Source organism: Arthrobacter saudimassiliensis (assembly GCF_059090665.1).
The window spans coordinates 665,999-684,709 of record NZ_JBNHFX010000002.1 but is presented as its reverse complement, the minus strand read 5'-3'; the positions used below and the strand labels follow the sequence as shown (position 1 = coordinate 684,709).

The following is an 18,711-nucleotide window of genomic DNA, read 5'->3' as shown; positions in this document are numbered from 1 at the left end:
AGACATGTGAGCGCCACCGAAACATCCATCGAGACCGCCCGGACGGCTGCCGCCGCCGCGGCCTCCAAGCTGGCCGACGACATCATCGCGATTGACGTCAGCGACCGGCTTGCCATCACCGACGTCTTCCTGATCGCCTCGGCGTCGAACGAGCGGCAGGTCAACGCCATTGTCGACGCCGTGGAAGAGGAACTCGCCAAGACCGGGCTGAAGCCGGTCCGCCGCGAGGGCCGCTCCGAGGGCCGCTGGGTCCTGCTGGACTACGCCAACGTCGTGGTCCATGTGCAGCACGAGGAGGACCGGGTCTTCTACGCCCTGGACCGCCTCTGGAAGGACTGCCCCGTTCTCGACCTGCAGCTGGAACAGCCCGCAGCGTCGGCTGACTCGTAAGCGCGGGGTTGGCCTCCCGCTCACCCTGGGACCCGGCGAACACGGGCCGCCGGGTACTCTTCTGGCGCCACGGCCGCACTGAATGGAACCGTGCCGGCCGTTTCCAGGGACAGCTGGACATTCCGCTGGACGCCGTCGGGAGGGCCCAGGCCGAGGCGGCCGCCCGGCGGCTGCGCCTGCTGCGGCCCGCCGTCGTCATCTCCTCCGACCTGGCCCGCGCCCGGGACACGGCCCTGGCGCTGGGCAGGGCTGCCGGACTCGACGTCGACCTGGACGCCAGGCTGCGCGAAACGATGGCCGGGCGCTGGCAGGGCATGAGCTTTGCCGACATCACGGCCGACGACGGCGAGTCGCTGGCCCGCTGGTCCGCCGGAGCGAGCGACGCCCGGGCCGGCGGTGGAGAGACCCGGGCCGAGGTCGGCCGGCGGGTGGCCGAAGCTGTGGGGGAGGCCCTGGAGCGTGTCCCCGGGGACGGGCTGCTGGTGGTGGCCAGCCACGGCGGAGCTATCCGCGCCGGCATCTGCGCCCTGCTGGAGCTGCCCGAGAACTCCTGGGCCGTGATCGGCGGGGTCTCCAACGCCCACTGGAGCCTGCTGGATGAGCGCGGCCCCGCCGGAGGCGGACCGCGCTGGCAGCTCGCCCGGCACAACTTCGGTCCCGAGGACCTCCCGGTGCAGGCCCCGGCAGCACCGCAGGAGACGTAGCGGGACCGCGCAGCCGCCCGAATTGCATCGCTGTAGTTCGATTTTGCACCGGCCGGGCGGCTGTACTATAGTAGAGGAGTTGCTTCGCCGGAGGGCGAAGAAAACAACACACCGGAGGCCGGTCAAACGGTACTTTTCAGGGGCTGTGGCGCAGCTGGTAGCGCACCTGCATGGCATGCAGGGGGTCAGGGGTTCGAGTCCCCTCAGCTCCACTCCGGGGGTATGGCGCAGTTGGTAGCGCGTCTGCATGGCATGCAGAAGGTCAGGGGTTCGAATCCCCTTACCTCCACATCGGGAAGAGAGGTCCGCATCCGCGGGCCTCTCTTTTTTGTTGTCCCATTTTCCTGTCCGTCCGCTCGTCGATCTGACATACTCCTGTCGCATCGGACCCGCCGCGCGGCTGCGAAGACGCTGAACCGGAGACGGCCGTCCGCAGCCTGCACTCGGAGTGGGGGAGCGTCATGGAAGACGTCGATGTCATCGTGGTTGGAGCGGGAACGGGAATGTTCGCGGCCCTGGCGGCCGCCAACCGGGGAATGAGCGTCCTGGTCGTGGAGAAATCCGCGCACGTGGGCGGTTCCACCTCGCTCTCCGGGGGAGGTTTCTGGATACCGGGCAACAGCATCCTCCGCGACAACGGACAGCGGGACGACCCGGAGCGGATCCGTACCTACCTCCGGGCCGCCACCCGGGGCGAGGTCGAGGACGAGCGGTGGCAGACACATATCGACCTCGGGCCGGACGCCGTCGACCTGCTGCGCCGGGCCACACCGTTGAAGTTCCAGTTCATGAAGGAGTACGCCGACTACTTTCCGGAACTGCCCGGAGGCTCGGCGACCGGCCGGGCCTGCGAGCCCAAACCCTTTGACGCCAAGGTCCTGGGGGAGGACCGTGCCCTCCTGCGCCGCCCGACGCTGACCGCGCCGTTCCCCATGCCGATCACCGGCCGGGGCTACAAATGGCTCAACCTCGTGGCCCGCACGCCCAAAGGCGTGGTGACGGGCGCCCGGCTGATGGGCCTCGGCGTGGGCGGAATGGCGCTGGGCCGCGAGTACCTGGCCGGCGGCCAGGCCCTCGCCGCGGGGCTGCTCGCCGGGCTGCGCGCGGCCGGCGTGCCGATCTGGACCAATGCGCCGCTGACCGACCTGGTGCTCGAGGACGGGAAAGTGGCCGGCGTCGTCGTCCGGCGGGACGGCGAAAACGTCACCGTCGGAGCGCGGCGCGGCGTCATCCTCTCCACCGGCGGCTTCGACCGCAATGCCGAGATGCGGGGCAAATACCAGTCACCGTCGGTGGACGGCTCCTGGAGCTTCGGCGCCGAATCCAACACGGGAGACGTGGTCGCCATTGCCGAAAGCCACGGCGCCGACCTGGCCTTCATGGATGCCGCGTGGTGGTTTCCGGCGGTCCCGGTGCCGGGTCCGCAGCCGGGCGCGCTGCTGGCGGAACGGTCACTGCCGGGCCAGATCATCGTCAACGGCCACGGTCGCCGGTTCATGAACGAAGCGGTCAACTACATGACCGCCGGGCAGATCATCACCGGCAGGCACAGCGCGGAGGATCCGCACATTCCGGCCTGGATGATCTTCGACCAGCGTTACCGCAACCGGTACCTGTTCGGCGCGGGGCTGTTTCCCCGCCAGCCGCTGCCCAAAGCCTGGTACGACGCAGGCATCGCCAAGCAGGAACCGACGCTGGAGAAACTGGCGTCGTCCCTGGGCATGGCGGATCTGCCGGCGACCGTGGAGCGGTTCAACCTGCTGGCCAACTCCGGGCGGGACGACGACTTCGGCCGCGGCGACAGCGCCTACGACCGCTACTACGGCGACCCGACCGTCACCCCCAACCCGTGCCTCGGGCCGATCGATTCCGGGCCGTACTACGCCGTGCAGGTGGTGCCCGGAGACCTCGGCACCTGCGGCGGGATCCGCGCTGATGCAAAGGCCCGGGCCCTGCGGGCGGACGGATCCGTGATCCCCGGGCTGTACGCCATCGGCAACGCCGCCGGCAATGCGTTCGGCCGGGTCTACCCCGGCCCCGGCGCCACCATCGGCCAGGGGCTGACCTTCGGATATGCGGCCGCGAAGGACCTCGCCGGGCAGCCGGCCTGAGCCGCGCCCGACCGGGGTTCGGTTATGGCAGGCTGGGGGCCATGAGGATTGAGCCCCCTGCACCCGGTGAGCCGCGCCGTCCCTTTGGTCCCCGCAATCCCGGCGATGCGTGGGTCACGGCCCCGGACGGGGAACGCTACTGGGGCCGGTTCGGGGCGGCGGGGCTGCTTGCCCTGGACCCTGGCCGGGGCGTGCTGCTGCAGCACCGCGTCTCGTGGAGCCATCACGGTGACACCTGGGCGCTGCCCGGCGGCGCCCGCCATGAGCACGAATCGGCCCTGGCGGCGGCGCTGCGCGAGTCAGCGGAGGAAGCCGGGGTGCCCTCCGCTTCCGTCCGGCCCCGCCTGATGAGCGTCCTCGACCTCGGCGTCTGGTCTTATGCCACCGTGGTGGCCGACGTGACCGAACCCTTCGAGCCGGTGATCAGCGATCCGGAAAGCCGGGAGCTCGCCTGGGTGCCGCCCGACGACGTTGCCGGCCTGCCGCTGCACCCCGGCTTCGCATCCTCGTGGGAGAAACTGCGCCGGCTGCTGGGAGTCCGGCCCGCCGTCGTCGTCGACGCGGCCAATATTGTCGGTTCGGTGCCGGACGGCTGGTGGAAGGACCGCGCGGCGGCTGCGCAGCGGCTGCTGGAGGCGGCAGCGGCGCTCAGCGCGCACGGCGTACCGGGGGACGCTTTGGACCTGCCGGAGGATACCTGGTTCCCGGAGGTGACGGTCGTGCTGGAAGGCAGGGCCCGCGGCGCGGCCGACGCTCCCGGCGTCACCGTCCGGCGGGCGGAGGCCGCCGGCGACGACGCGATCCTGGCGGCGGCCGTCGACCTCGCCGCGCAGGGGCGCAGCGTCACGGTGGCCACCAGCGATCGGGAACTGGCCGCCCGGTGCCGTGCCGCCGGCGCCAGGATCATCGGCGCCGGGAGCATGCGGGAACTGCTGCAGTACTAGCAGCGGTGCCTAGGAAGCGGCGGCGGTCCGGCGCAGCCGGGCGAGAAGGCCGCGTCGCCGGGCCGGGGCGGGTTCCGCCGCGGCTTCCGTCCGCAGCCGTGCCCGCCGGCGCAGGTAGCCGGCAACGAGCAGGCCCTGCCCGGCGCAGTAGGTCAGCATCACCAGGGCGCTGGTCCAGGCCGGCATGGCCCCGGGAGTAAAGATGCGAAAGGCCAGCACGGTGTCCGATGCCAGGAAGAGCAGCCCGCCGACGGCGACCAGCGGCCCGCAGCGCGCCGCCGTCGCCGCCGTGCCGCCCAGCACCAGGCCGTAGAGGGCCACCGCAGCGGTCAGGGAACCCAGCGAGGGCCACAGCGCCGCAAGCATGCCCGCCCACCAGACCGGAAACACCAGCGCCCAGCGCGGCAACGGCCCCGGCGCCGCATGTTTGAACAGCAGGCGGATCCAGCAGAGATGGGCGACGCCGAAGGCGGCGATCATCACCGGCACCTCCGGCGCCTGCGGGAAGAAGGCCCCGGCGCCGTCGCCGATCCAGGAGAAGGTCAGGGCACCGAGCAGCAGCACCGACGCGCCGTCGACCTTCCGCCCGCGCAGGGTCCAGAGCGCCGCGCCGGCCAGCAGCGGCATCAGCACCAGTTTGGTGGGGCCGGCGACGTCGTCGGCTTCCACGAAGCGGGCCGTGACGTGGACCGCGGAGGCGGCCGCGAACGGGGCGAAACCCCACCACGGGTTCGTCGGCGGGTCCGCCGGCACCTCACGGGCAGGCACTGAGCTCACGGCACTCCTTCGGGTCGGTTGTGCCCCATCCTAGGCCGGGCGTCGCGCACGCGCAGTGAGGATCGTGGCGGGACACGCCACGGGCGCGCCGCTGTGATCGTTCCCACCTGTAGAGACGTTCCCATCTGCAGACACAAGGAATGAAACCGGCAGGTGCCCGCGTTACGGTTGAGGAGCCTGGGCCGGAACGGTCCCTGAGCCGTCACGACGGTCCCGCCGCCCAGCCGGCGCCCGCCCGCCATTTTCGACCCTGAGAAGGACAGTTCCCCCTTTGAGTACCGATACACATCCCGACGCTTCGCCCGTGCCCGGAGCCGCGGCGCCGGCGCCGGCCCCTGCGCCGGACACCATGGACGCCCGCACCAAGACCGTCATCGGCCTGCTGCTGGTCTCCTCCTTCGTGGTGATCCTCAACGAGACCATCATGAGCGTGGCGCTGCCCCGGCTGATGGCTGACCTGCAGATCACCGCCGCAACGGCCCAGTGGCTCACCACCGGCTTCATGCTGACCATGGCCGTGGTGATTCCGGCCACCGGCTTCCTGCTGCAGCGCTTCACCATGCGTGCCCTGTTCATCGCCGCGATGTCCCTGTTCAGCGCGGGCACCCTGCTCGCCGCCCTGGCCCCGGGCTTCGAGACGCTGCTGGCGGGCCGGATCATCCAGGCCAGCGGCACCGCCATCATGATTCCGCTGCTGATGACCACCGTGCTCAACACGGTGCCGGCACACAAACGCGGCCGCATCATGGGCACCATCTCCATCGTCATCGCCGTGGCTCCGGCCATCGGCCCCACCGTCTCCGGGCTGATCCTGAACGTGCTGGACTGGCGCTGGATGTTCTGGCTGGTGCTCCCGATCGCGCTGGCCTCCCTGGTCCTCGGGGCCCTGAAGGTGCAGAACCTGACCGACACCAAGCGGGTGCCCTTCGACATCCTCTCGATCGTGCTCTCCACGTTCGCCTTCGGCGGGCTGATCTTCGGGCTGAGCAGCATCGGCGAGGCCGCCGCCGGCGAGGCCCCGATGCCGCTGTGGATCCCGCTGTCGGTCGGCGCTGCCGCACTGGCCGCCTTCGTTGTCCGCCAGCTGGTGCTGCAGCGCGCCGACCGGGCCCTGATGGACCTGCGCACCTTTGCCAGCCGCCCCTTCGTGGTGGCCATCCTCATGGTGCTGATCAGCATGATGGCGCTCTTCGGCTCGCTGATCGTCCTCCCGCTCTACCTGCAGAACGTCCTGGGCCTGAGCACGCTGAACACCGGCCTGCTCCTGCTGCCCGGCGGAGTCGTCATGGCGATCCTGTCGCCGATCGTCGGCGGCCTGTTCGACCGGTTCGGTCCCCGCCCGCTGGTCGTCCCCGGTGCGCTGCTGCTCAGCGCCTCGCTGTGGGGGATGACCCTGCTGGACCAGGACAGCCCCGTCGGCCTGGTCATCGCCCTGCACTGCGTGCTGAACTCCGGACTTGGATTCATCTTCACGCCGCTGTTCACCTCGGCGCTCGGCTCGCTGGACCGTTCCCTGTACTCGCACGGCAGCGCAATCCTGAACACGCTGCAGCAGCTGGCCGGCGCCGCCGGTACGGCTGTCTTCATCACCCTGATGACCGCCGGTACGACGGCGGCGGCGAACAGCGGCGCCGATGCCGTCAGCGCGGCCGCCGACGGCGTGCACACGGCGTTCTTCTGGGGCGCCGTCGTCTCGCTGCTGGCCCTGGCCGCATCGTTCCTGGTGCGCCGGCCCACCAATGAGCTGCCCGAGGGTGCCCTCGCGCACTAGCTTCAGCCGCCGGACGCGGCCATGACGGCGACGCGTCGGACGGCAGGACGGCGGTGCCCGGGTTTCCCGGGCCCCGCCGTCTGTGTCTTCGGTGTCGCTTCGGTGCCGGGCGGAGACCCTGCGTGCGAGGATCCCAAGCGCTCCGGCCCGGCCCTTGACCCCGGGTGTGACGGTCGTCATACTAACTAAGCGATCAGTTACCTTAGCCGGCAGGAGCCTTCGATGACCGTCACCCAGACCGCCCGCCCAGTCTTCGATCCCGCCGCCGCCGGCGACGTCGACTCCGACCTCTACCTGCTCGATGACCAGCTCGATGACGAGACCCGGGCGCTTCAGGCCAAGGTGCGGGCCTTCGTGGACAACGAGCTGCTGCCGGTGATCAACGGCTACTGGGAGCGGGCCGAGTTCCCCGCCGAACTGGTGCCTAAGCTCGCGGCCCTGAACATCACCGGCGGCACCATCAGCGGCTACGGCTGCCCCGGCCTGAGCCGGCTGGCGACGGCGGTGACCGCGGCCGAGCTGGCCCGTGGAGACGGGTCCATCTACACCTTCTTCGGCGTCCACTCCGGCCTGGCCATGGGCAGCATCGACATGCTCGGCAGCGAAGAGCAGAAGCAGCGCTGGCTGCCGGCCATGGCGCGGCTGGAGAAAATCGGAGCCTTTGCCCTCACCGAGCCGGACCACGGATCCGACTCCGTGTCGCTGGAGACGACCGCCCGACGGGACGGGGACGAGTATGTCCTCAACGGACGCAAACGCTGGATCGGCAACTCCAGCTTCGCCGACGTCGTCATCATCTATGCCCGGGACGAGGCCGACGGCGCGGTCAAGGGCTTCGTCATGGAAAAGGAGGCGGACGGCAGCCACCCCGCGGGATTCTCGCCCACGGTGATCACCGGCAAGATGGGCAAGCGGGCTGTGCTGCAGCCGGACATCGTGATTGAGGACCTGCGGATTCCGGCCGGGAACCGGCTCGAAAACAGCAACAGCTTCAAGGACGTCAACACCGTGCTGACCTCCACCCGCGGGGGAGTGGCGTGGGAGGCGCTGGGCCACGCCCAGGCCGCCTACGAGCTGGCCGTGGCCTACGCCAAGCAGCGCACCCAGTTCGGCGCCCCGATCGCCGGCTTCCAGCTGGTGCAGAACAAGCTGGCGAACATGCTGGCGCAGCTGACGGCGATCAAGCTCACCTGCTTCCGGCTCAACGACCTCGCCGAGCAGGGAAAGCTGACCTCTCCCATGGCGTCCATGGCCAAGATGTTCGCCGCCCGCCAGGGCCGCTGGATCTGTTCCGAAGCCCGCGACATCATGGGCGGCAACGGGCTGCTCTTGGAAAACCACGTGGCCCGGCACCTGACCGACATGGAGGTCGTCTACACCTACGAGGGAACCGATTCCATGCAGTCGCTGATCCTGGGCCGGCACATCACCGGGCTCTCCGCCTTCGCCTGACGCCGGGCCGGCCGGGGCCCGGGAGCTGCCGGGCCGCGCCCGGGTTCCCGGGCGCGGCTGCCCCCCGGGGCCCGGGGCGGTCAGTCCGTCAGCCCACCCGCAGACCGAGCACCCGCCCGGTGTTCTCCGCCGCGGGGTCCAGCACGTCGGGCCACTGCGCCGTGGTCATGAACAGTACGGCGCCGTCCTCGCCGCCGACGGCGCAGGAAAAGCAGCCCTGCTCCAGCTGCACCGTCTCCAGCACCCGCCCGCCCTGCTCGATCCGCACGCAGCGCTCACCCGGCACCTCGGCGAACCAGATGCCTCCGTTTCCGTCCCAGCAGATGCCGTCGGGCGCACTGCTCTCCAGGGCTGCCCAGTCCCCGGCCGGGCTCAGCGTGCCGTCCGGGGCGATGGTGAAGGACGTGAGCCGCCCGGCGTAGGACTCCGCCACCACCAGCGTGGAGCCGTCCGCGGAGACCAGCATGCCGTTGGGAAAGGCGAGTCCCTCCGCCACCTGCCGCGTCGATCCGTCGGGGCGGACCAGGGCGATGACTCCGCTGTGCTCCGGTTCGCCGGCGTAGTCGTGACCGATGCCGTTGACGTAGATGTTGCCGCCCGGGTGGACCGCGATCTCGTTCCAGGGGTGCTCGGAGATGGGCGTCAGGTCGGCCAGGGGCAGCAGGCCGGCGCGCGGCAGCTCAACGAGCACGTGCCCCTCAGCGCCGGAGACAACGGCCATCCGCCCGTCGGGCAGCCAGTCGAAGCTGATCGGAAAGGACGGCACGGCCGTCACCCGGCGGAGATTCCCGACGGCGTCCAGCGCCGAAATGGTGCCGGCCCGCCAGTCCGCGAACCACAGTTCTCCGCTGTGCCAGCGTGCGGACTCGCCCATGCCGATGCCGGTCAGCAGGGTGGTCGGTCCCGTCATGATGCGCCTCGTTTCCTCGGGCAATGCGTCCTCTCCACTATGCCGCCGAAACGGAGCCGGAAACAGGGAGAACCGCAGGAGAAACAGAGGACGGCGCGACGGGGCGACGGCAGGACGCCGACGGCGCCGGCAGCGGCGGCTACGCGCCGTCGACGCCCAGCATGCGCAGCGCCAGAATGCTGTGGTGCCTGCCGATCTCCGCGGCGCTGAGCCGGCCGCCGCCCTGGAACCAGCGGGCCACATCGATGCAGAGCGACAGCAGGGCCAGGGAAGCCAGCGCGGTATCCTCGACGGCGAAGCGTTCCTGCTGCCGGCCGCGCTCGATGACGTTGCGGAACTCGGCGTCGACCGCGCGCCGGAATTCGAGGACCTCCCGGCGGTGCTCCTCCGAGAGGGCCGCGAGCTCGAAGTTCACCACCGAGGACTTGGTCCGGTTGACGGCCTGCCACTCGACCAGGTCGCGCACCATGGCGCGGATCTGCTCAACGGGGTCGGTGCCGGCGGCCGCGCTTGCCCGTACCAGCTCGAGGGTCCGTTCGTGGCCTTCGCGGGAGATGGTGTAGAGCAGTTCTTCCTTCGAGCTGTGGTGCACGTACACCGCGCCGGGGGTCACGCCGGCGGCGGTGGCAATATCCCGGGTGGTGGTTCCATGGAACCCCTTGGCCGCGAAGGCCTCCGTGGCCGAATCCAGCAGCCGCTGGCCTGTGGCTGGTGCAGGCACCGATACCTCCGGGGAGTAGGTGAATGAGCGTTCAGCAATCAGGGTAGCCGAAGTCCCCTTGCCTGCGGGGCGGCTACGGACCGAGCACCCTGTCCAGATAGCCGTTGCTGAACATCCGGTCGGGATCCAGGCGGTCCCGCAGCGCCTGGAACTGCCCGAACCGCGGATACCGCTGGGCCAGGGCCGCGCTGTCCAGAGAATGCAGTTTGCCCCAGTGCGGCCGTCCGCCGTGCGCCAGCATTATCTGCTCCACCGCCGCGAAATAGTCGGCGGGATCCTCCCGCCAGTACCGGTGCACGGCGAGATACCCGGTGTCCTGTCCGTATGCGGTCGACAGCCAGCGGTCATCAGCCGCGGCCCAACGCACCTCGACGGGGAACGAAATGCGCCAGCGGCGGTCGTCGATGAGTGTCCGGAGGGCCTCGAACGCGGCCGGCAGATGCTCGGCGGGCACCGCGTACTCCATCTCCTGGAAGCGGACCGTCCGCCGCTGCGTAAAGACCCGCCAGGAGGCGTCCGTGTACTCCCGGCCGCCGAGCAGCCCCGCCGCCGCCCGGTTCACGGCCGGTACCGCCGCGGGCAGGGCAAGGCCGGCGGCGCACGTGGCGCGGAAGAGGCCGTTGGCGAGCAGTGTATCGTCCACCCAGCCCCGCAGTGCGGGCAGCTGCCGGCGCGGGGAGGACGCCGGCAGCCGGGTGTTGGTTTTGGTGGCTGCCCGGTCGGTGTGCGGAAACCAGTAGAACTCAAAATGGTCGGCGGACTTCACCCGGTCCGGCAGATCGGCCAGTACCGCGGCCAGCGGCTCGGAGCGTTCCTCCGCCCGCAGCAGGAACGCCGGGACGCACTGCAGCGTCACATCGGCGATGATGCCGAGGGCGCCCAGGCCCAGGGCCACCGCCGGCAGCAGGGGGTCGTCCCCGCCCACGGTGAGCAGGCCGCCGTCGGGCTGGACCAGGGTCACGCCGCAGACCTGGGTTGCCAGGCCGCCAAAAGCCGCACCGGTGCCGTGCGTTCCGGTGGACACCGCCCCCGCAATGGACTGCCGGTCAATGTCGCCCAGATTGGGCATCGCCAGCCCGTAGGGCGCCAGCAGTGCGGGAATCCGGTACAGCCGCGTGCCCGCGTGCAGGGTGGCCCGGCCTCGGCCCGCGTCCACCCGCACCAGCCCCTGCAGCCGGTCCAGGTCCAGCCGCACCCCGGGCGCCGCCGCGATGCCGGTGAAGCTGTGCCCGGCCCCCACCGCCTTGATCCTGCGCCCGGCTGCGGCGGCGGAGGCGACGGCGCGCTGCAGCTCGCTGCGGCTGCGCGGCCGCAGCACCTGTTCCGGTGTCACCGCCACGGTTCGGGCCCAGTTGTGCCAGGTCCGGGGATGCCGGTCGTTCCGGGCGGGCACCGCCTGCGGCGTCCGGTGGCTGTCCGGGATCACAGGAAGGCCTTTCCCTCGCCGCGGTAGGTCGGCAGGACGGCCGTGACGTGCCCGCCGTCCACCACCTGGAACTCATTGAGCCGTTCGGCCGGTTCCCCGCTCTTGGCATGGCGCAGCCAGACCCGGTCGCCGACGGCGAGGCCCGCGGCCGCCCGCCCGGCCAGCGGTGTCTGGACTTCGCCTGCGCCCTCGCGCGGCAGCAGCCGCAGGCCGCGCGGCCAGGCTGCCTGCGGCACCCTGCTCCTGCCGGGCGGCCCGGAGGCGATCCAGCCTCCACCGAGGATGGTGGCGATCCGCGGAGCCGGCCGCCGGACGACGTCGAAGCCGACGGCGGCTGCCGGGGCGGGAGAGAACGCGCGGTAGGTGTCGAACAGGTGCCCGGCAAAGACCCCCGAGCCGGCGGTGATCTCGGTGACGGCGCCGTCCCGGCGGGTGGCCTCCACGGACCCGGTGCCGCCGCCGTTGACGAACTCCAGGTCAGCCAGCCCGCGCAGTTCCTTCACGATCCCTGCCCGGCGTTCCCGCAGCTCGTCCATGGAGCGTCGCTGCACCTGCCGCATCAGCGCGTTCATCCCCGCCGAACCCGGCACCGCGTCTCCGACACCGGCGACCTGGCCCTCGTACATCATCAGTCCGACCAGGCGGTAGCCGGGCCGGGCCGTGATGCGCCGGCCCAGGCGGACGGCGTCGGCCGTGGCGTGGACGGGGGAGCGGCGGGTTCCGATGAACCCGAGCAGCGGGGACCGCCACGAGGCGTCGACATCCAGGCAGATCCGCAGCGCGGGCCGCCGGGCGGGCGGCACCAGGGAATCGATGAGGTCCAGCTGGGCCTCGTCGTCCACCATCAGCGTCACCCGTGAGGCCAGCTGCGCGTCTGCGGCCAGCTGCGCGAGCGCGGATCGGTCCGTGCTGGGGTAGCCGACGACGACGTCGGGGCAGGTGCGTGCCAGCCAGAGCGCCTCGGCGAGGGTGAAGGCCAGGATGCCGTGGAAGCCCGGCAGGGCGAGCAGCGCGTCAATGACCCCGCGCACCCGCAGCGACTTGCTGGCCACCCGCAGCGGCACGCCGTCCGCCCGGCGGAGCAGGTCGGCGGCGTTCCAGCGCAGCGCCGGCAGGCTCAGGACGCCCACCGGCGCCGGCAGGTGGGCGGTGGCCCGGGCCAGCGCCGTCCAGTAGCCGGCCGGATCCCGCCAGGGCTGCGCGGCGGCGCCGGCTGCCTCCGGGCTGAGGTCCAGGACGCGGGAGGGCGGGTCAGCGGTGTGGGTCATGCCGGTTCTCCTTTCACCTGCCCGGATCGTAGCGGGCCGCGCGGAGACGGTGCCGGCGGCACGCGGGCGTCCGGGCGCCGGTGGCGGGGCAGCCGGCGCCCGGCATCCGGTGGCGGGGCCATCCGGGGCCTGCGGGCCAGGCCGGCTGCGTCCGTCTCAGCGCCGCGGCAGTGCGAGCAGGGCAGCGAGCCGCTGCAGTTCGGCCTCGCCGTCCTGCACCATCTGCTCGGCCGCGGCCAGCAGCCCGCGCAGGTTTTCCGGGCGGGCGTCGTCGAGCGCGGCGTCCACATGGCGGCAGCTGGGCCTGCACCCGGACGTACCGGTTCCCCAGGGCGATCCGCAGCTGCCGCCGCATCAGCCGCCAGGTGGTCGGGAGGACGCCGCGGATGCCTCCGCCGTCGATGGAAAGGATGCGCTGCATGGCCCTCCCGCCGGGCAGGCGGCGCCCGAAGAGCCGCGTGTCCTGCCATGGTCGGGGATGGGCACCCCGGGTCAAGACTGTGCCGTTTTAGGGCTGCCAGGGGCGACAGGCCCGTGAATCCGGGTTAGGCTGGGGACATCTTCAGGGCAGCAGGTGCCCGTTATGTCGGCTGGGAAGTCGCAAAGACCAAGAAGGCCGAATGACCCTAACCGCATCCACCCGTACCCAGCGCACGCGCCGGGAGGGACTGCCCGCCATCCGCGAGAACTCCATCGTCAACAGCTACTCCAAGCTGCTGAAGACCGTCCGCGATGAGGGCCTGCTGAAGAAGCGCCCCGGTTTCTACATCACCGTCTCCGTACTGCTGCTCGCCGCCATCGCCGCGGCCGGTACGGGATTCGTGCTGCTGGGGGAGAGCTGGTTCCAGCTGCTGATCGCCGCCGCGCTTGGCATCCTGCTGACCCAGGCCGCTTTCATCGCCCACGAGGCCTCGCACCGCCAGGTGTTCGAGTCCGGGCCGGCCAATGACCGCGCGGGGCGCTTCCTGGCCAACGCCGTGGTCGGCATCAGCTACCAGTGGTGGATGAACAAGCACACCCGGCACCACGCCAATCCGAACACGGTGGGCAAGGATCCGGACATCGACATGGACACGATCTCTTTCCAGGAGGAGCACGCTGCGGGCCGCCGCGGCTTCGGCGCCTGGTTTACCCGCCGGCAGGGATGGCTGTTCTTTCCGCTGCTGACCCTCGAGGGCCTGAACCTCCACGCAACATCCATCAAGTACCTCTTCACGCGCCGCACCGTCAAGGGCCGCTTCCGCGAACTCTCGGTCATTGCGCTGCGTCTGGGCCTTTACCTCGGCGCCGTGTTCTACTTCCTGCCGGTCGGCATGGCGTTCGCGTTCATCGGCGTGCAGCTGGCGGTCTTCGGCATCTACATGGGCGCCTCGTTCGCTCCGAACCACAAGGGCATGCCGATCATCGCCAAAGACGTGAAGGTCGACTTCCTCTCCCGCCAGGTGCTGACCAGCCGCAACATCGTCGGTCGGGGCATGAACACCCTGATGGGCGGGCTGAACTACCAGGTGGAGCATCACCTGTTCCCGTCCATGCCGCGCCCGCATCTGCGCCGGGCCAGCCAGATCGTCAAGGCGCACTGCGCCGAGCACGACATCAAGTACACCGAGACCACGCTGATGCGCTCCTACGGCATCGTGGTCCGCTATCTGAACCGGGTGGGCCTCGCGGCCCGCGACCCCTTCGACTGCCCGGCCGCGTCCGCCTACGGGCGCTGAGCCGCCGCGCATCCGCCGGAACCCTCCGGTTCGCCGTCCCCTGCCAAGGTGGGCGGCGAACCGCGTTAAGGGGACCGGAAACCCGCATCTGACAGACTGGACCCATGGCTGATTCCACCGACACCCCGCCCGCCGTCGACCCCGCCGCCGCCGGGCAGGGCGGGCACTTCGGCATGTACCTCGAAGACACGCTGCACAGCCTGCGGGTGGATCGGGCACGCCGCCGGGGTGAGGTGCAGACCGTGCTGGCCTTCACCGGATACGGCTCCACTGACTGGGTCCGGGTGCTGGGCCGGGTCATCCTGGCCAAGCCCGGCTACTTCGACGGCGAGGACCAGTCCCGGGCCGCCAAGGCCATCCGGGACGGCTGGCGCGGATGGCGGAACTTCATCAGCCCGCCGGTGAACAACGCCGTGGTCACCGTGGAAGTCGGCGGAGAGCGGCACGAGGTGCAGGCCGACCGCGGCGGCGTCGTGGACGCCGTCCTGCCGGCCAGCCTGGAGCCGGGCTGGACCACGGTGACGCTGCATTCCCAGGACGGTGAGTCCATGGCCTCGCCGGTGTACATCGTGGACCCGGCGGCCACCGTCGGGGTGCTCTCGGATATTGACGACACCATCATGGTCACCGCCCTGCCCCGGCCCATGCTGGCCGCGTGGAACACGTTCGTCCTGGACGAGCATGCCCGCACGCCCACCCCTGGGATGGCCGTGCTCTATGACCGGCTGTCCAGGGCCCACGCCGGCCCCGTCATCTACCTCTCCACCGGGGCCTGGAACGTGGCTCCGACGCTGACCCGCTTCATCACCCGGAACCTGTATCCGGCCGGGCCGCTGCTGCTGACCGACTGGGGGCCCACCCGGGACCGCTGGTTCCGCAGCGGCCCCGACCACAAGCGCAGCCAGCTCGAACGCCTGGCCAAGGACTTCCCCAACATCAAGTGGCTGCTGATCGGCGACGACGGCCAGCATGACGAGGCGATCTACGCCGCCTTCGCGCAGCGCTACCCGGAGAACGTCCAGGCCGTGGCCATCCGCCAGCTGTCCACCGGCGAGGCGGTGCTGGCCGGCGGCCGCTCGACGTCGCACCGGGATGCGGTGCCCAGCAGCATTCCGTGGATCTACGCGGCCGACGGCGCCGGCATGTCCCGTCAGCTCGCCGAACTGGGGCTGCTGCCCGACGCCGGATAGCGGCGTCAGCCGTCGGCTTCGGCGGAGATGATGCGCAGGATCCGGCGCAGGTCCATCGCCATGGCGGCGGTGGCATCCACCGGGTTCTCGGCCGAGGCGGAGGTGTTGACCAGCCGGACCAGGTCCAGGACGGCCTGTCGGGCCGTGGCGTGGACCTCGCCCTCGGAGTCCCACGCCTCCACGGCTTCGGCGGTGGCCTCGACGGCGTGGGCCAGCGGCTCGGTCAGGGCCGCCGGAACGGCCACGTCCCGAGGACTGCGCCAGATCGCGTCGGTCAGCACTTCGGTCATGTCCTTCACATGGCGGGTGGCCCGCTCCATCGCCCGCAGCGCCCGGTAGTCGGCGTCGAAGTCCCGCCGGTACCTGCGGCTGCGGATGTTGCCGTGGCGGCTGCTGTCGGCCAGCTCCACCGCCTCGCGGACTTCGCGGGTGAGGGAGTCGAGCTGGTTCTCCCGCTCCGACCATTCCTCGTGCTCCGGCGGCCAGGTCTCCCGCAGCGCCGCACTCATGTCCTGCAGCTGCCGCGCCAGGGAGTTGCGCAGCGACACCAGCCCGTTGACCGCTCCGTTCAGATGCAGCGGCGGAAACACGACGGCGTTGACGGTCAGTCCCACGGCAACGCCGACGAGCATCTGCACCCCGTAGCCGAAGGAGTAGCCGTCCGGGTCGTCGCCGCCGAGCACCAGGACGAACAACGCGGCGACGGGCAGGTAGTCACGTCCGGCGCCCAGTTTCGGCAGCCCGGCCAGCAGGACGCCCAGGCCGACGATCAGCGAGATGGTCCAGACGTTGGGGGTGCCGAAGACCAGTGCGATCAGGGCCAGGGCCATGCCGACCACCAGGCCGGCCAAGGTCTGCATGCCGGTGCGGAAGGAGCCCGACACCGTGGGATACATGCTCACGAGCGCGCCCAGCGGCGCGTAGTACGGATAGTGCGAGGCCACTCCGGGAACGTGCGGGGCAATGGACCAGGCGATCCCGACGGCGATCGTCGCCTTCAGCGCCAGCTGCAGCCGGGTGTAGCGCAGGAACCCGCTCACCTGGTTGGTCACGGCGTGCAGGGCCCGCTTGGGGGCGGTCATCTCACCGGTGCTCATCGGGCCAGTATTGCCCGATCCGGGTGCGGGAGTCGATTCGGGTGAAGTGCGCCTCAGGCGCTGCGGCGGGTGATCGAGGCCGACTTGAGCACCCGGGAGAGCAGGTCAAGGAAGACCCTGACGCGGGCGTTTTCCCGGTCGGTCGGCACCAGGGCAAAGATGTTCCGTGCCAGCCGGATTTCCGGCACCTCGATGACGACGACGCCGTCCTGCGCGCCGGCCCCCTCCGGCTCCGCGAGCATCGCGAGTTCCGGGACCAGCGCGGCGCCGACGCCGGCGCGCACCATGGCCAGCGAGGCGTTGAAGTCGTCGCAGTAGGCGCTGATCCGCGGATGCAGGCTGCACCCGGCCAGCAGGCGTTCGATCACGACGGCGTCGGGAGTGCCCGGATGGTGCATGATCCACGGCATGCCGGAGAGCTGCTCGGGGCTGACCTCGGCGCCGCTGCGGATGCCCCAGGAGGCCGGCAGCACGACCCGGAAATCGTCGTCGCCCACCCACTGCCGGTTGATGGTGGCCGGCCAGGCCAGTCCGCTCTGGCCCACCTGGTAGATCAGGGCGACGTCCAGCTCCCCGCCGCCGCGCAGCCCGTGGATGGTCTGCGCGGGTTCGGCGACGAAGGTCCGCAGGTCGATGCCCAGGCCCTTCCACTCCGGGGCGCCGAGCAGGCGGGGGAGGGCGAAGGTGGCCAGGGACGGGAAGATGCCCAGGCGCAGCTCGTGCGCTTCGGCGGCATCGGCGCGGGCCGCGGCCGCCATCAGCGCATCCATGTCCGTCAGGACCTTGGCGGCGTGCCGGGCGATGACCTCCGCGGCCTCGGTGGCGACGGCGGTGCGGGCGGTGCGGACGAAGAGGCGGGTGCCGGTTTCGCGCTCCAGGGCGGACATCTGCTGGGACACCGCCGACGGCGTGTAGCCCAGCCGGGCGGCGGCGCCGGCGAAGGAGCCGACCCGGATGACCTCCAGCAGGGTCTTGAGATGGACGGGGTTGAGCACCGGGAGCCTTTCGGGACGGCCGCGGACTGTGCCGCCTGACGGCAGCCAGCCTACCGGGGGCGGCCGGCCGGCGGCTGGAATGACGACGTCGAATGGTCGGGAGCGGTCGCGGCAGCGGGGCCCGCGGCCCACCCGGTCAGGTCCAGGAGGACGCCGGCGACCTCGCGGACGCTGCGGCCGTCGGTGTCGAGCCGGGGAATCCGGTTCGGTGTCAGCTCCTCCAGTTCCAGGGCCGCTGACCTGCTTCTGTCCTGGTGCTCGTGCAGGTCGCTGCCTTGGATCCGGGTTGCCAGCCGGTCCGCCGCGGTGCGGTCGGAGGAGGTCAGCAGGGCGGCGGTGACCACCGGGTCATCGCCCATGGCCGCGGCCAGCTGCTCCGTGAAGCGGACGCTGACCGTATTGGTGTAGATCAGCCTGCGGTAGCCCAGGCTGCGGTAGTTCGCCCAGACGGCGGCCAGGTTCCGCTCCGCGAGGTTGTGCTCCCACGGCGGCGGGAAGGCCAGGTCCAGGTTGTCTCCCTCGATCACGGCGTGGGCGATGCCCAGGGAGCTCAGCAGGGCGTGAAGCTCGAACGCCGCCGCGCTCTTGCCGACGCCGGACCGGCCTCCGATGAACAGGACCTCGCTGCGGATAGGCATGCCCCAGTATCACCGCGCAGCGACACGCCGTGGCGGGGCGACACGCGGGCAGTTTTCCGAGGTCCCGGAGCGGTGGAAACCTGTGCGTCCGGTTCTCCCCAGCCTGTGGAGAACCGAGCCAAAAACGCGTCAATCCGCGGCACTCTCCTGTGCATGAACTGTGGACGACGCCTGTGTCTAATGACATACTTGTAATACATCATCTTGGGGTCGCGGGCGTGGCTGCGCACTAGATGTAGTGGCTGGATGTAGGATCAGTGGACAGACTTCGAGCAAGACCCAGGGGAGAACCAACCATGACCGTCACGGTTTACACCAAGCCTGCGTGCGTCCAGTGCAACGCGACCTACCGCGCCCTCGACAAGAAGGGCATCACCTACCAGGTTGTGGACATGTCCCAGGATGCCGAGGCCCTGGAGCGGGTCCGTGCGCTGGGCTACATGCAGGCCCCCGTCGTCATCACCGATTCGGATTCCTGGTCCGGCTTCCGCCCGGACAAGATCAACGAGCTGGCCGAGTCCGCCGTCACCTCGGTGGCCTGACCGCTCCGTCAAGGCAACGTCCAGCCTCCGGGCGGACATCCGCCGCGGCGCGGAGCA

Annotated in this window: 18 protein-coding genes and 2 tRNA genes; 11 read left to right on the top strand and 9 right to left on the bottom strand. The window is 70.8% G+C overall.

The features are described 5' to 3' along the window. Nucleotides 1-6 precede the first annotated feature (6 nt). The 6 genes from rsfS (at nt 7) to AC5RV6_RS10325 (ending at nt 4,149) form a co-directional block, all read left to right on the top strand. Entirely contained in the window at nt 7-390 is a 384-nt protein-coding gene (gene rsfS / locus AC5RV6_RS10350; protein WP_494007216.1) for a ribosome silencing factor, read from the top strand. 8 nt (nt 391-398) lie between these two features. Further along, the gene (locus tag AC5RV6_RS10345) at nt 399-1,094 is read left to right on the top strand and encodes a histidine phosphatase family protein (RefSeq protein WP_494007215.1); all 696 of its coding nucleotides are present in this window, start codon (nt 399-401) and stop codon (nt 1,092-1,094) included. 139 nt (nt 1,095-1,233) lie between these two features. Continuing rightward, nucleotides 1,234-1,306, top strand: a tRNA-Ala gene (locus AC5RV6_RS10340). Between the two features lie 4 nt (nt 1,307-1,310). After that, nucleotides 1,311-1,383: transfer RNA gene (locus AC5RV6_RS10335), tRNA-Ala, on the top strand. 172 nt (nt 1,384-1,555) lie between these two features. Continuing rightward, nucleotides 1,556-3,205, top strand: coding sequence for an FAD-dependent oxidoreductase (locus AC5RV6_RS10330; RefSeq protein WP_494007214.1), 1,650 nt, complete (start codon nt 1,556-1,558; stop codon nt 3,203-3,205). A gap of 41 nt (nt 3,206-3,246) precedes the next feature. Continuing rightward, a complete protein-coding gene (locus AC5RV6_RS10325) occupies nt 3,247-4,149 on the top strand; it encodes an NUDIX domain-containing protein (protein WP_494007213.1) in 903 nt (300 codons plus the stop codon). Nucleotides 4,150-4,158: 9 nt separating this feature from the next. Here AC5RV6_RS10325 and AC5RV6_RS10320 read toward each other — a convergent pair whose 3' ends face one another. Further along, nucleotides 4,159-4,926, bottom strand: coding sequence for a lysoplasmalogenase (locus AC5RV6_RS10320; RefSeq protein WP_494007212.1), 768 nt, complete (start codon nt 4,924-4,926; stop codon nt 4,159-4,161). A gap of 349 nt (nt 4,927-5,275) precedes the next feature. Here AC5RV6_RS10320 and AC5RV6_RS10315 point away from each other — a divergent pair, with 349 nt between their 5' ends. Continuing rightward, nucleotides 5,276-6,697, top strand: coding sequence for an MDR family MFS transporter (locus AC5RV6_RS10315; RefSeq protein ID WP_494007401.1), 1,422 nt, complete (start codon nt 5,276-5,278; stop codon nt 6,695-6,697). A 222-nt stretch (nt 6,698-6,919) separates the two neighbouring features. Beyond that, nucleotides 6,920-8,149, top strand: coding sequence for an acyl-CoA dehydrogenase family protein (locus tag AC5RV6_RS10310; protein WP_494007211.1), 1,230 nt, complete (start codon nt 6,920-6,922; stop codon nt 8,147-8,149). Between the two features lie 88 nt (nt 8,150-8,237). Here the strand turns inward: AC5RV6_RS10310 and AC5RV6_RS10305 are convergent, their stop codons facing one another. The 5 genes from AC5RV6_RS10305 to AC5RV6_RS10285 form a co-directional block, all read right to left on the bottom strand. Beyond that, nucleotides 8,238-9,059: an SMP-30/gluconolactonase/LRE family protein gene (locus AC5RV6_RS10305; RefSeq protein ID WP_494007210.1), complete on the bottom strand. Its 822-nt coding sequence runs from the start codon at nt 9,057-9,059 to the stop codon at nt 8,238-8,240. 139 nt (nt 9,060-9,198) lie between these two features. Then, complete coding sequence (locus AC5RV6_RS10300) at nt 9,199-9,780, bottom strand: TetR/AcrR family transcriptional regulator (RefSeq protein WP_494007209.1); 582 nt, start codon at nt 9,778-9,780, stop codon at nt 9,199-9,201. A gap of 73 nt (nt 9,781-9,853) precedes the next feature. Continuing rightward, complete coding sequence (locus tag AC5RV6_RS10295; RefSeq protein WP_494007400.1) at nt 9,854-11,173, bottom strand: D-arabinono-1,4-lactone oxidase; 1,320 nt, start codon at nt 11,171-11,173, stop codon at nt 9,854-9,856. A gap of 29 nt (nt 11,174-11,202) precedes the next feature. Continuing rightward, nucleotides 11,203-12,474, bottom strand: a complete 1,272-nt coding sequence (locus AC5RV6_RS10290; protein ID WP_494007208.1) for an alanine racemase — start codon at nt 12,472-12,474, stop codon at nt 11,203-11,205. A gap of 156 nt (nt 12,475-12,630) precedes the next feature. Further along, nucleotides 12,631-12,762, bottom strand: coding sequence for a hypothetical protein (locus AC5RV6_RS10285; RefSeq protein ID WP_494007207.1), 132 nt, complete (start codon nt 12,760-12,762; stop codon nt 12,631-12,633). A 332-nt stretch (nt 12,763-13,094) separates the two neighbouring features. Between AC5RV6_RS10285 and AC5RV6_RS10280 the strand changes: the two genes are divergently transcribed. Then, entirely contained in the window at nt 13,095-14,192 is a 1,098-nt protein-coding gene (locus tag AC5RV6_RS10280) for a fatty acid desaturase family protein (RefSeq protein WP_494007206.1), read from the top strand. 104 nt (nt 14,193-14,296) lie between these two features. After that, nucleotides 14,297-15,382, top strand: a complete 1,086-nt coding sequence (locus tag AC5RV6_RS10275) for an App1 family protein phosphatidate phosphatase (protein ID WP_494007205.1) — start codon at nt 14,297-14,299, stop codon at nt 15,380-15,382. A 5-nt stretch (nt 15,383-15,387) separates the two neighbouring features. Here AC5RV6_RS10275 and AC5RV6_RS10270 read toward each other — a convergent pair whose 3' ends face one another. From AC5RV6_RS10270 to AC5RV6_RS10260, 3 genes are read right to left on the bottom strand one after another with little or no spacing between them, the layout of a single operon-like run. After that, nucleotides 15,388-16,479 (bottom strand): FUSC family protein, encoded by a 1,092-nt coding sequence (locus AC5RV6_RS10270; RefSeq protein WP_494007204.1) that lies wholly within the window; start codon nt 16,477-16,479, stop codon nt 15,388-15,390. Nucleotides 16,480-16,532: 53 nt separating this feature from the next. Continuing rightward, the gene (locus AC5RV6_RS10265) at nt 16,533-17,474 is read right to left on the bottom strand and encodes a LysR family transcriptional regulator (RefSeq protein ID WP_494007203.1); all 942 of its coding nucleotides are present in this window, start codon (nt 17,472-17,474) and stop codon (nt 16,533-16,535) included. A gap of 50 nt (nt 17,475-17,524) precedes the next feature. Further along, the gene (locus AC5RV6_RS10260; protein WP_494007202.1) at nt 17,525-18,112 is read right to left on the bottom strand and encodes an ATPase; all 588 of its coding nucleotides are present in this window, start codon (nt 18,110-18,112) and stop codon (nt 17,525-17,527) included. A gap of 296 nt (nt 18,113-18,408) precedes the next feature. Between AC5RV6_RS10260 and nrdH the strand changes: the two genes are divergently transcribed. Beyond that, entirely contained in the window at nt 18,409-18,654 is a 246-nt protein-coding gene (gene nrdH, locus AC5RV6_RS10255) for a glutaredoxin-like protein NrdH (protein WP_494007201.1), read from the top strand. Nucleotides 18,655-18,711 lie beyond the last annotated feature (57 nt).